Raw genomic sequence first — 12,619 nt, 5'->3', positions numbered from 1 at the left:
TTCACTCAAACCTGTCATCCACCCCCTGTCTAACAATACGAAAAACTGAGGCGACAACTATCCTGACACAGGGGGAGACTGCGAGTTACCGTGAATCCAATAATGTAACCGGCGTCCGATGTCTGATAAAGGGTGAAATGCGAAAATGGGTAATGATTACCCTCGCTATCAGTTAACAGTGATAAGTCTATGTCGGCATCTGCAATCAGGTTTTGCAACGACACTGTGCGCTGTTCGCCATCAGGATGCTTTTGATATAGACAAATCGACACATTGCAATATTGTAAAGCCGCCATCGTACCATCGCTAAAAACCGTAAATGTTTTGTAATGAGACTCAGGTAAATCCGGGCTGGTTTGCCAATTTTCGCCATTGTCGACAGAGGTGACAATGGGCGTTACCGAGAGATTTGCGAAATCGCGATACGCAACCAGCAATTCACCTTGAGGATTTATCTGGATAATGGGCAAATCATGAATCTCCGGGCTATTGGTGAGCTGGGTCGCTTTGTGTGGCTGATGGGTTTCCTGACAACTATTTTCAGTTTCACAATATACGGTGAAATTGAAATCTTCTTCTATCTGGTAGGCATTATTTTCTGTTCCGTCACAGTCATAACTTCTCAGGGAGCAATAAATCGTGACCTTGGTTTGGTATTCAATCTGGTAGTCAGGGGCCGGAAAATAAACTCGCCAGGACTGCTGCTGGCTGTCCCATTGCCCATTGAAATAGCCATTGCTGCTTAAACTGGTTATTGGTTGATTGGTTTGTGCATTGTAAACCGTATATTGAAGATTCCAGCCATTGTCAGACAGCAGTGCTTGCTTTTCTGCGGAGTAGCCGCGAACCCGGAAACTGACAAATTGGCTTTGCTGGTAGCTTGCTGTGTTTCCAAACAAGTCGATGAGGTCAACGTTGTCCTGTTGGCCGTCATTGTCATCGTCATTATCCATGTTATCGCCAAAGCCATCATCGTCGAAGTCACTATACTCCTGGGCATTTAGCGGGAATTGATCGTTTTGATCTGTTACGCCATCGTTGTCGTCATCGCTATCGGCATTATTTCCGATCCCATCCAAATCAAAATCAGCCCATTCCGTTACGTCAACGGGAAATGCATCGACAGTATCTTCGTACCCATCATTATCATCGTCTAAATCAGCGTTATTGCCGACGCCATCCGAATCAGTATCTAACCATTCACTGCGTTTTGTGGGAAATGCGTCTTCGTCATCAGGGACGCCATCGTTGTCATCATCGGGATCGGCGTTATTGCCAATGCCGTCCTGATCGGTATCTTCAGACTCATTCGCATCGTCAGGAAATGCATCTATGATATTGGCAATGCCGTCATTGTCCCGGTCGTCCGTCACATTTGCCTGGTTGCAGGCCGTCAGGCCAAACAGACTGATTAATATTAGGGTGGCTAGGGCGTGTTGATCTTTCGTGATTGGTTTTTGAGCGGCATGGTAAAGAGTTATAATTTGCTTCGCCAAAAGTAAAAGAACAACTCACTACCATGCCGAGACTAATGCTAACTGATCAGCGATGGCAAAAGCTACTTCAAGTAATGAAGAGTACTGGCCGCATTTACAACAAACCAGAACATAGAATGACGTTTGAAGGGATATTATTCCGGTTGAGAACCGGCATTCCGTGGCGTGATTTACCCGCAGAATTTGGCAGTTGGAGTGCCGTTTATCGCCGATTCAATTTATGGTCAAAAAAAGGTTTATTGAATATGTTGTTCAATGAGTTAGCCAAATTATCTGATTACGATTGGGTCTTTGCTGACGGTTCAATTATCAAAGCTCATCAGCATAGTACCGGAGCTGCTACTACTGATAATGAATGCATTGGAAAGAGCCGAGGTGGTAACTCCACAAAAATTCATCTAGCCGTGGATAGTGGCGGGCTCCCCATATATTTTGAACTATCAGAAGGTCAGAGAAATGATATCGCTCGCGCTCAAAGTCTGGTTAATCATCTAAGGGAAGTTAACATTTTCGTCGGCGACAAAGGGTACGATAGTGATACATTGAGGAAATATATTGAAGCTAAAGGTGGCGCTTCAGTCATACCAAAACGAAACTATGGTCAGGATATAGACAAAGACAGCGTTGATTGGTGCCTCTATAAATATCGCCACCTAGTTGAAAACGTCTTTGCTCGAATAAAGCATTATCGTTCAATATCAACAAGGTATGAAAAGTTAGCAAGGAATTATGCCAGTATGGTATCACTGGCATTTTCGATGATGTGGCTACCCATGTACTGCTGAGTAAAATATGTACAACAAAGATCAACACGCCCTAGTGTGTAGTGCACGGTTCCTTCTCCATTTTTTATTGCTTTCATGCCTATAGCTATTTGCGCCAAATAATTAGAAATTAATTATCCGGATGCGGGTATTCTCGATGTTTCAGATGAACTTAAACTGAAAATAAGGTTAATCAAAACGCAATAGCTGATTCTGAAAGAGGGGAGGCAGAACTTTGAGCACCGGCCACAGATGCAAAAATGGCAGCGGATTACCCTGCCACCACTTCTATGGTTTGTACTTTTGAGTAGGGCTTGTTACTTTTTTTGCCTTTAATCAGAATTGTGACCGAATGCCTGCCAGGTTCCAGGGCATGGTATTTTAATCTGTAGATCCCGGCTTTGTGCTCCGGTGAAAAGCCGGCTTCATCCTGAAAAGAGATTTCCGGAGACCCATTAAATTTAAACTCAACGTCCTGGTAGCCTTTGGGAATACGATAATAAATTGGAATCGACGCGTCTTTACCCTTGGAAGTAAGCACTTTTTTGGCATGTTTTAATGAAATCGGTGCCACCAGTTCTTCAATGTTGGGAGCCGGATACTGGGCATGCATTACCGGAAAACGACCAAATCCTGCGGTGGCATGCCTGTCACAGGCCTGCGTACTGGTTACCACAACACTGAGCAGCGCCCCTAAAACGAACGTCGCATGTTGAAACCATTTTGTCGTCAATAGTCGCATTATTAATCCTCGTAGGGGGTAACCTGATTCATGGCCAGTCGGTAGGCTGAAACACCCATCGGGTTTTCTTGTTTTTCTATTTTGAGGGTGCCTTCAAACCAAAATGGCTGACTGAGGTGAGTCAGTGTAATTCCTTCGCTGCTTTTGGCAAAGATAATTTGATTGGGTGGTGGCGGTGGCATGTGCAAACAGGCTCCAAAATAGGGAACAATAAAATATTCGGTGATCTTTTCATCATCGGAGGTTTCCAGCGGCACGATAAAGCCCGGGATTTTAATCTTCTGCTCCGCCATCGTTTCAACCACTCTGGTTGAGCGTAGTGCCTGCTGAAAGCGCTGTGCTTTTTCGTCTTCAAAGTTTTTTTCAGTAAAATTATCGACGGAATCTTGTTGGGAGCCATCAGCGATGTCGAATAACACATCTGGCGGATTTAGTAAGGCCTCCAGATCATCCTGTGGGATCAGTTCTATCCATTCAACTTCTTTGTAGACACCGTTGGCCTGGCTAACGGAAAACACGATATTCAAAAGCAGAAAAATGACGATGGCTGTCACGGAGCGCAATGATGACCGTTTAAATGAATTGAAAAGCATAATTGAGTTCAGGGTACAAAAAGGGAAATAAGTTTGTTGTTATAACATAACAAGATGGTGGTGTGTATTCTTAACTGGACAGTTTTGGTGCTGACATGCAAAAAAAAGCGGCAGGTTTGAGATTTTTTTGTAACAATAAATTGCTGTTGATTGAAAATGCGCGGCTATAGGGCTAGCGTCTCATCCTCACTAATAAAACGGATAATAACACATGAAACTTTCTCTACTTGGTTCAGTGATCGCACTGGCGCTAATGGGTTGCAGTGATAATCAAACTGCGCAACAACAAAATCAAACAACTCCAACTGCTGCAGAACAAACTGCTGCACCCACAGCTGAGCAAGTTGAGGCAGAAACCGCACGTCTGAACCAATGGTTCGATGAGAAGTATGAAGAAGGTATCATGCGCAGCCCAATTCAACTGGCATTTTTGGGACGCAAAGAGCGACAGGGCGAAATTGATCAGATGTCTGAGGCGGCCTTAGAAGAAGATCTGGCATTTACCCGCAAAAACCTGGAAGAGTTAAAATCTTCCTTTGATTACAACAAGTTAACCGATGATGCCAAAATATCCTATGATGTGTGGGTGCATGAAGCTGAAGCAGATATAGCCGCAGACGAGTTCCGATACAACGGCTATGTCTTTGAGCAGATGAACGCCATTCACACTTTTTTCCCGACGCTGCTGATTTCTTTCCACACGGTGGAAACCAAAGCCGATATGGATAACTTTATCAACCGCCTGAAAGAAACCGGGCGTGCGTTGGATCAATTGGTCGAAGGCTCTAAAAAGGTAGCAGAAAAAGGCGTCAGACCGCCGTACTTTGCGTTTGAAGAAGTCATTAAATCATCACAGGCAATTATTACCGGCGCGCCTTTTGATGATGGCGAAGACAGCTCTATCTGGAGTGCGGCAAAAGGTAAAATTGCCGCCCTGGTGGAAAAAGAAGAAATCGATGAACAAACCGCAGAGCAGCTGACCAGTCAGGTTAAAGATAATCTGATGAACCATTTTCAACCTGCTTACGAAAGGCTGATTGCCTGGCAAAAACTGGATCAACCCAATGCCAGTAAAGAAGCTCAGGGCGTTAGCGCTCTGCCCAATGGTGTCGCTTATTACAATGAGCGATTAGCCAATCAAACAACTACATCATTAACCGCTGATGAAATCCATGAGATTGGCCTGAGTGAAGTGGCGCGTCTGCGTGAAGAGATGATTGCCTCAAAAGAAGCTTTTGGCTTTGAGGGTTCGTTGGCGGAATACTTTGTGTTTCTGCGGGACACCAAAGATGATGAGCGCTTGTATTATCCAAACACTGACGAAGGTCGTCAGGGCTATATTGATGATGCGACAGCCGCGATCAATAACATCAAAACCTTATTACCTGACTATTTTGGAATCCTGCCAAAAGCTGACATGGTGGTAAAACGCGTGGAGCCTTTCCGCGAGCAAGACGGGGCAGCGCAGCACTATTACCCGTCAACTCCTGATGGCTCACGTCCGGGCATTTACTATGCTCACCTGTCTGATATGACAGCTATGCCAAAGCGTGAGCTGGAAGTTATTGCCTATCACGAAGGTTTGCCAGGTCACCATATGCAAATCGCGATCGCCCAGGAGTTAGAAGGTGTACCCACTTTCCGCACTCAGGCTGGCTTTACCGCGTATATTGAGGGCTGGGCTTTGTACACAGAATGGTTGGCGAAACAAATGCCAGGAACTTATCAGGACCCGCTATCTGAGTTTGGTCGGTTAGGTTCTGAGATGTGGCGTGCGATTCGTCTGGTATTGGATACCGGTCTCCATGCAAAAGGCTGGACTGAACAGCAGGCGGTTGATTACTTCAAGGAAAATTCAGCCATAACTGAAGAGCAGGCGCGTTCAGAAGTGCGTCGCTATATGGTTTTACCCGGTCAGGCTACCAGTTATAAAATTGGTATGTTGAAGATTCAGGAGTTGTTAGCTAAAGCAAAATCCGAGCTGGGTGAGCAGTTTGACTATCGCGAGTTCCACGACGTAATTCTGGGAGGTGGTGCTGTACCATTGTCCGTTTTAGAAAGAGTGGTAGACAGCTGGATCGCGTCTAAAAAAGCCTGATAACTTGTCTTTTTTGTTTTCGAAAAGGTGACCTTAGTGTCACCTTTTTTGTCTCTCCTATAATTTTGCACAACGACTTGAATCTTCAGTCAGGGCACACATATCGGGGCTTATAACAATCTTATAAAGTTTGAAATACATGTATCCCGTCACATTAGAATCCTTATCCGCTACCCGGCGCAGAGCTGCGCAGTTTATAGAAAGTCCCTGGGTTACGCGCATCATCATTACTTTGATTTTACTTAACGCAATTACCCTTGGACTGGAAACCGATAGAGACATCTATGCCCGCTACGGCACTGTATTGCAATGGGCTGATAAGTTTTTACTGAGTGTGTTTACCCTTGAACTGGCCATTAAATTTTATGCCTATCGCGGGCATTTCTTTAAATCCGGCTGGAATGTCTTTGACTTTGTCATTGTCACTATTGCCTGGATTCCTGCCAGTGGGCCATTATCGGTGTTACGCGCCTTTCGTATTCTGCGGGCATTGCGTTTGCTGTCCGTGGTGCCGCAAATGCGACGGGTTATTTCGGCGTTGGGGCATTCAATTCCGGGGATGTCGTCCGTGATTGGGGTGTTGCTGTTGATCTTTTATGTGTGCGCCGTTCTGGCGACAAAGCTGTTCGGGCAGCACCCGGACCCTAATATGCAGGAATGGTTCGGCTCCATCAGTGCATCTGCCTATACCTTGTTTCAGGTGATGACGTTGGAAAGCTGGTCGATGGGCATAGTCCGGCCCACTATGGATATTTTCCCCTGGTCCGGCGTGTTCTTTATTCCTTTTATAATTGTCACCAGTTTCGCGGTGCTGAATTTGTTCATCGGTATTATTGTGGATGCCATGCAAATGGCGCAGGTAGATTCCAGAAAAGAAGACAAGGAAGAAATGAAGGAATTCACCCACGATGAAATTATGCTGTTAAGTGAGCAAATCGATATGTTGCAAAGTCAGTTGAGCAAAATGCAGCAGCAGTTAAAGCGCCCAGGAAATACAAAGCCACTTTGAACATTTCGTCAAAGCGTAAACATTGCTCCTGAGATTAATATCATTGCCACACAAACCCATTATTTTGTTTGGCTCCAACAGGTTAAACAGGTAGATGCCGTCAGTGAGTTGGTAGCATAAGTAGAAGATATGAAGATAAATACTAAACACAATGAAGTTTTTGAGTTTCGCCCAATAACCACCAGTGACAAGGCCATGTTGGTTGAATTTTTTGAAGGGTTATCTCCTGAAACCTTATCTAAATTTGGGCCTCACCCGCTTACCAGCAAATACTGCAATGAAGCACTGATCCCCAACTTAGGAAAAGATGGCGTTTCCAGGTATATTATTGCTTCGAAAGAAAAAGTTGTCGGGTATTTTATCGTTGATTTTAATGAGTATCCGCATGAGAGAGCCAGATACAATGCGTATCAGATTGACCTGGATTTTCGGGTCGATCCGGTATTTGCTCCGTGTATCGCTGATACTTATCAAAACCAGGGAATAGCCGGCAAGGCAATCAAAGCGCTGATAAGCACTTTACAGGACAGCAAGTTGCGAAGCCTGGTGCTTATGGGTGGTACTCAGGAGCCAAATACACTGGCGCGAAACTTTTACAAACGCCATGGTTTTCAGGAGTTAGGTGAGTTTTATACCGATTACAATGGATTGAACAACATTGACATGAGATTGATGTTATAGCGTGAACCGGTAATGATATACGCCAAATTCGCTGCTTCGTTCGAAGTCGACGTTGGCGTTTTCAAAGGCCCAGTTCATGGCATCGTTATCCACCAGTACATCCGCTTTAAAGTGCTTTATTTTATATTCCTTGCCCAGTTGAAAAAGACGCTTGATAAAGAAGCTACCCAGTCCCTGACCCTGCCAGTCGTCCCGCACCTGAAAGGCAATCTCGGGGATGCCATCACTGTCATCTAAAATCCATTGCCCAATGGCGACAATTTCGTGTTTTGCGGTTTCCGGGGGCGACAGGGCGACTAACGCCATATCCTTGCTGTAATCGATGTCTGAATACTGTTTCAGGATCTTTTGTGGCAAGGAGCGCAGCTTGGAAAAATAGCGCATATAAACGTTTTGATCCGATAGTTTATGAAAAAAGTCTCGTAACAGGTCTTCATCCACGGCTTTGATGGGGCGGATCAGCACTTTTTTCTGATGTCTGGTGGTATGCACACATTCCCAGTTTTTAGGGTATATAGACTTAAATGAGTGTCCTGGCTGGGCAGAATGTACCAGATAAGACTGTTTGGCCTGTTCCAGCAGCTTAGCCCGGTATTTGGGGTGTGCGATATCAATCAGCGCCAGACAGCGCTCTCTGATACTTTTACCAAACAGGAAGGCGGTACCGTATTCGGTGATGACATAGTGCACGTCAACCCGGGTAATCGTGACGCCAGAACCTTCCGGCAGTGACATCAAAATATTTGAGTTGCCTTTAATGCTCAGCGAGGGCAGCGCCACTATGGGCTTACCATTAAGTGAATAACCCGCCGCTCTGATGGAATCATCTGAGCTGCCAACCCCGGCGTAAAACCGATTACCTACCGAATCAACCGCCACCTGTCCGGTTAAATCCACCTTCAATCCGGTGATAATGGAGATCAGGTTGTTGTTTACGGCAATCCGGTCCAGTCGATTAACATAATAAGAGGGGTGAAACTCAATGGCCGGGTTTTTGTGGATAGCCTTGTACAGTTCACTATTGCCATAGGCGTGACAGACAATTGTTTTGCCTTGATGCACATTCTTTTGGCTGTTGTTGATCACGCCTTCCTGGATCAGTTTTAACAGTTTGTCGGTGAGCAGATCCGTATGCAGTCCAAGGTTTTTGCGTTTGCGCAAATAGGGAATGAGATCATCTGTCATGGCTGTCAGGTTAAATTTCAACGTGGCGCCATCGGGAATTTCGAACAGGATATTGGCGGCGATTTTATCTAAAACGGTCTTTTCTATTTTAAAATCACCTAACCAGGGAAATAATTCGTCTTTATCGGGCAAAGGGCTGTGATTCTCTGTCCACCAGTGAATGTTTTCAGCTTTGATCAGTGAATTGCCCGCAGTCCAGGGCATATTTTCACAGATTTCGGCAATCACGATTTGCGCCGACTCTACTGCTTCCTGACTGAAATCCACCCCGGTGCCCAGACTACAATAGCCGTTATTGTCCGGCGGTGTTACTTTAATAATGGCGACTTCAATGGGGATGCGCTTTTCCCTGATCAGACGGTGTAACCTGGCACTGGACACCGGCATATAGTCGGTGATGCCCTCACGGATATTTTTGGCGGCGCGATCAAAAGCATAAAAAGCCGTGGTGCGGATTCGGCTGACGTTTTGTTCCAGGTGGGGCAGCTCGCCGCCGGGAATAAATTGCAATATGTTGATATCTACCAGGTTGTGGGCGCCGGTGACGATGGCATTCAATGTACAGTGCGCTGTAGCAGCAGTACTACCAATGAATATCCGGCTCCCGTCGGGTACTTTCTCAGCCACCTGATCAAAGTTGAGCTTCTTAGCCTGCCATTGTTTGGATGCAGCATAGTCAGATACGCTATTCAAGGGCTTGCGAAAGCCTAACTTACGCCAAAACACGGGTGCTCCGAATAATTATGTTGGGGTCATCGGCATCATAGCCAACCTGACAGGCCATTACGACAGATTATTTGCCATGATTAACCCGGTTGAAGCTGTCAGGGCTTCATTTTACTATAGCGCCTTTGTGCATTGTCACACCAATATTTCAGGTAAATTTTGCAGTTCATACAATCACTTCCAATCAGTCAGCATCTTTCTGCGATAGCAGCACAACTGGCAAGTCATAAACGCCTGGTGCTGACTGCAGAACCCGGTGCGGGCAAATCAACCGCCGTGCCTTTGTACTTACTCCAGCAGGACTGGTTAGAGGGTAAGAAAATCCTGATGTTGGAACCCAGACGGGTAGCGGCTAAAGCCATCGCTCATTTCCTGGCGTCGCAATTAGGAGAGGCCGTGGGTCAACGCGTTGGATATCGGGTGAAAAATGAGGAAAAAGTCTCTCAGTTTACCCGATTAGAGGTGGTGACTGAGGGCATTTTAACCCGTCAGTTGCAGGGTGATCCCGAACTGAGCGATGTTGCTCTGGTGATCTTTGACGAATTTCACGAACGCAGTGTAAATGCCGATTTGGGACTGATGCTGGTGAAAGAGGTAATGTCAGCATTGCGGGAAGATCTGCACTGTTTAGTGATGTCGGCCACCATAGATAGTGACGCGATTAGTAACTATCTCGATTCCGCACCGGTGCTGCACTGCGAAGGACGCACCTTTCCGGTAAGTGTGCGTTATCAGGCGAGGCACAACAAACGATTGCAGGAATCGGTGTGGCAGGCAGCACAGGAGGTGGTATGTACCGGAAAAAATGCGACAACAAACCGGGACATTCTGGTATTTTTGCCCGGGCAAGGGGAGATAAATCGCTGCATTGAATACTTTCAGGAAAAGCTGCAAACCGATAATTGCAGCTTGTTGCAATTGTATGCGGCTTTACCACTGTCACAGCAACAAGCCGCACTGGAGCCGGACCCACAGGGACGGCAAAAAATCATTTTTGCCACTAATATTGCTGAAACCAGCTTAACCATTGACGGTATTGGTCTGGTGATCGATTCCGGTTTGGAGCGGCAAATGATTTACGATGCCAAAACCGGAATGTCTCGGCTGGAAACCGGCTATATCGCTAAATCTTCGGCCACTCAGCGCAGTGGCCGTGCAGGTCGAACCGCTGAAGGTCTGGCTATTCGGCTGTGGTCTGAAAGCCAGCAGCAACAGCTGGCAGACTTTCGTCAGGAAGAAATATTGCGCACCGATTTAATGGACACTGTGCTGGAACTGGCGGTATGGGGGCAGCATGATTTTCAACACATTGACTGGTTAACCCCACCGCCAAAAGCGCATTTTGAGCGCAGTGTTCAACTGTTAACCATGATGGGCTTTCTTGAGCAGTCAGGTAAGCCCAGCGATAAAGGCAAACAGGCCTGCCAGCTCCCCTTGTCGCCGCGTCTGGCAGCTGTGTTACTGGCAGCAAAGGGTGAGCAGGAGCAAATGATCGCGGCTGATATCTGTGCGCTGTTAAGCGAGCAGGACGTGCTTCGAAACTTTCACAGCGTCGCCTTTTCTCACCGTCTGCAGGCACTGTGGCAGGAAGCTGACTACAAAAACTGCATTCGCTATCAGGTCTTAAAACAGGTAAAAGCCACAGCATCAAAACTAAAAAAGCGGATGGGGCTTAAACACCTGATATTGCTGGCAACAGAGCAAAGCTTTGACCTGGCTGCCCGGCTGCTACTGGCAGGGTATCCCGATTTACTGGCAAAACAACGTCAGACGCAGGGCAATACCTATTTACTGGCGAATGGCAGGGGGGCTGAATTAGATATGTCTGACCCTTTGCTTACGGCCCCCTGGTTGCTGGTGCTGGATATCAACGCTCAAACTCAAAGCGGACGTATCTGGTTGGCGATGGCCATCAGTGAGCAGAATGTCAGTGAGTTTGCGGCGATACAGGCCAGCAACGAAGAGAGTGTGTATTGGGATGACAAAGCCGGAGCGGCCCGAATTAAAATTAGCCGAAAATTGGGCGCGATCGTCTATCAAAGCCAGATCAGCGCTGACCTGAGCCTACACCAAAAACAGCAGTTTATGCTGCGACAGGTGAAGGATAAGGGGTTGTCCGAATTAAACTGGACACAAGACTGTCACCGGTGGTTACAGCGCGCAGCTTGGCTTGCTTCGGTGGATGAAACGTTTCCCGGCATTAATGAACGCGCGTTATTAAACAGCTTAGAAGACTGGTTGTTACCCTACATAGGCACAACGACAACATTACCCGGATTGCGCAAGGTAAACCTCTTGCCACTGCTCACTGCGACCCTTAACTGGGAGCAGCAAGGATTATTAGAACAGTATGCTCCTGAACAGTTTGTCGCGCCAACCGGCGACAGATTCTCCATCACCTATGATGCTGCCCAGGGACCAATCGTGTCGTTGCAATTGCAGTCTTTGTTTGGGTTAACGGCGACCCCGTTATTGGGGAACAATAAAGTACCACTGCGTTTTGAATTGTTGTCACCGGCAAGGCGGCCCATACAAACCACCAGTGATCTAAACGGATTTTGGCTAGGGTCTTATCATGAAGTGGCGAAAGAAATGCGTGGTCGATATCCTAAACATCGTTGGCCAGAGCAGCCTTTGTTGGAAAAACCGGGCAAGTCATTGAAGAAAAAATCACATTAGCGGGCAAAAACCACCCCGGAGTTAGCGTCTGAGATCATCCTTGGCTCTCAAATTCCGGGGCAGTTAAAAACGAGGTTAGACGCTATCAGGCGTTGTGATCTTCACACTCCGGCTTTTGCTCGCCGTCTTTTTCATCACATTTTGGCTTCTGCTCTTCGTCTTTTTTCTCGCACTCAGGCTTGGTGGTGCCGTCGTCGTTTTTGCAATCTTCCACGCTGCTGACAACTACCGGCTGCAGGGTTTCAAGGGTGTTGGCTGAGGCGCTGGTGAACATCGCTGCAGTGATAAGGTAAGCCAAAGTAACAAATACTGTTAATTTCTTCATAGGAATGTCTCCGTGAATTTAATTGTTTATTTTCTTAATTTGGCTTCGACAGGTTGATTAACACTATCAAAGCTTCGATAAGACTATGGCGAATTCTGTGCCAACTTTTTAAGTCTTTGATATTTATAGAAAATGTTATTTTTGGTGGGGTTTTAATCAGGAATTTTTGTTGGGCAGAGGCAACAGTTTTCAGACAAGGTTCAGCCGGAAACTAATTTGTATGCCTTGGTTATTTTGTAAGGTATTGAAAAATAACAAAAAACATTAACCTGTGGGATGCTTTTCTATACTGTCTCAAAAAAGCGACAGCTTAACAGCGCA

The 12,619-nt window shown here is 46.3% G+C and carries 10 protein-coding genes; 5 read left to right on the top strand and 5 right to left on the bottom strand.

Annotation, left to right across the window (positions count from 1 at the left end):
* Positions 1-29: 29 nt before the first annotated feature.
* Positions 30-1,373 (bottom strand): thrombospondin type 3 repeat-containing protein, encoded by a 1,344-nt coding sequence (locus AC0J20_RS18445; RefSeq protein WP_473022853.1) that lies wholly within the window; start codon positions 1,371-1,373, stop codon positions 30-32.
* Positions 1,374-1,519: 146 nt separating this feature from the next.
* Between AC0J20_RS18445 and AC0J20_RS18440 the strand changes: the two genes are divergently transcribed.
* Positions 1,520-2,281, top strand: coding sequence for an IS5 family transposase (locus tag AC0J20_RS18440; RefSeq protein WP_473022852.1), 762 nt, complete (start codon positions 1,520-1,522; stop codon positions 2,279-2,281).
* A gap of 250 nt (positions 2,282-2,531) precedes the next feature.
* Here AC0J20_RS18440 and AC0J20_RS18435 read toward each other — a convergent pair whose 3' ends face one another.
* Together AC0J20_RS18435 and AC0J20_RS18430 are read right to left on the bottom strand one after the other, a co-directional pair.
* Positions 2,532-3,002, bottom strand: a complete 471-nt coding sequence (locus AC0J20_RS18435; protein ID WP_473022851.1) for a hypothetical protein — start codon at positions 3,000-3,002, stop codon at positions 2,532-2,534.
* A 2-nt stretch (positions 3,003-3,004) separates the two neighbouring features.
* Positions 3,005-3,595 (bottom strand): DUF3299 domain-containing protein, encoded by a 591-nt coding sequence (locus AC0J20_RS18430; protein WP_229526972.1) that lies wholly within the window; start codon positions 3,593-3,595, stop codon positions 3,005-3,007.
* A 211-nt stretch (positions 3,596-3,806) separates the two neighbouring features.
* Here AC0J20_RS18430 and AC0J20_RS18425 point away from each other — a divergent pair, with 211 nt between their 5' ends.
* From AC0J20_RS18425 to AC0J20_RS18415, 3 genes are all read left to right on the top strand, one after another.
* On the top strand, positions 3,807-5,693 hold the full coding sequence (locus AC0J20_RS18425) for a DUF885 domain-containing protein (RefSeq protein WP_473022850.1): 1,887 nt from the start codon (positions 3,807-3,809) through the stop codon (positions 5,691-5,693).
* A 139-nt stretch (positions 5,694-5,832) separates the two neighbouring features.
* Positions 5,833-6,702 (top strand): ion transporter, encoded by an 870-nt coding sequence (locus tag AC0J20_RS18420; protein WP_229526974.1) that lies wholly within the window; start codon positions 5,833-5,835, stop codon positions 6,700-6,702.
* A gap of 129 nt (positions 6,703-6,831) precedes the next feature.
* Positions 6,832-7,383, top strand: coding sequence for a GNAT family N-acetyltransferase (locus AC0J20_RS18415; protein ID WP_473022849.1), 552 nt, complete (start codon positions 6,832-6,834; stop codon positions 7,381-7,383).
* On the opposite strand, the gene AC0J20_RS18410 is transcribed toward AC0J20_RS18415, so the two are convergent.
* Positions 7,378-9,294 (bottom strand): acetyl-CoA hydrolase/transferase C-terminal domain-containing protein, encoded by a 1,917-nt coding sequence (locus tag AC0J20_RS18410; RefSeq protein ID WP_473022848.1) that lies wholly within the window; start codon positions 9,292-9,294, stop codon positions 7,378-7,380. The two genes, AC0J20_RS18415 and AC0J20_RS18410, sit on opposite strands and share 6 nt — an antisense overlap.
* A 159-nt stretch (positions 9,295-9,453) precedes the next feature.
* On the opposite strand from AC0J20_RS18410, the gene hrpB reads away from it, so the two are divergent.
* The gene (gene hrpB / locus AC0J20_RS18405; RefSeq protein WP_473022847.1) at positions 9,454-11,973 is read left to right on the top strand and encodes an ATP-dependent helicase HrpB; all 2,520 of its coding nucleotides are present in this window, start codon (positions 9,454-9,456) and stop codon (positions 11,971-11,973) included.
* 85 nt (positions 11,974-12,058) lie between these two features.
* Here the strand turns inward: hrpB and AC0J20_RS18400 are convergent, their stop codons facing one another.
* Positions 12,059-12,298 (bottom strand): hypothetical protein, encoded by a 240-nt coding sequence (locus AC0J20_RS18400; protein WP_229526978.1) that lies wholly within the window; start codon positions 12,296-12,298, stop codon positions 12,059-12,061.
* Positions 12,299-12,619 lie beyond the last annotated feature (321 nt).

The sequence above is a fragment of the Planctobacterium sp. R6 genome, from assembly GCF_055755215.1.
This window is presented reverse-complemented; position numbering and strand designations above follow the sequence as displayed.

Bases quoted from the DNA above. Each gene is read 5' to 3' on its own strand.
- AC0J20_RS18425 (WP_473022850.1), top strand. From the start codon at position 3,807: ATGAAACTTTCTCTACTTGGTTCAGTGATCGCACTGGCGCTAATGGGT.
- AC0J20_RS18420 (WP_229526974.1), top strand. From the start codon at position 5,833: ATGTATCCCGTCACATTAGAATCCTTATCCGCTACCCGGCGCAGAGCT.
- AC0J20_RS18435 (WP_473022851.1), bottom strand. From the start codon at position 3,002: ATGCGACTATTGACGACAAAATGGTTTCAACATGCGACGTTCGTTTTA.
- AC0J20_RS18440 (WP_473022852.1), top strand. From the start codon at position 1,520: ATGCCGAGACTAATGCTAACTGATCAGCGATGGCAAAAGCTACTTCAA.
- AC0J20_RS18430 (WP_229526972.1), bottom strand. From the start codon at position 3,595: ATGCTTTTCAATTCATTTAAACGGTCATCATTGCGCTCCGTGACAGCC.
- AC0J20_RS18415 (WP_473022849.1), top strand. From the start codon at position 6,832: ATGAAGATAAATACTAAACACAATGAAGTTTTTGAGTTTCGCCCAATA.
- AC0J20_RS18400 (WP_229526978.1), bottom strand. From the start codon at position 12,298: ATGAAGAAATTAACAGTATTTGTTACTTTGGCTTACCTTATCACTGCA.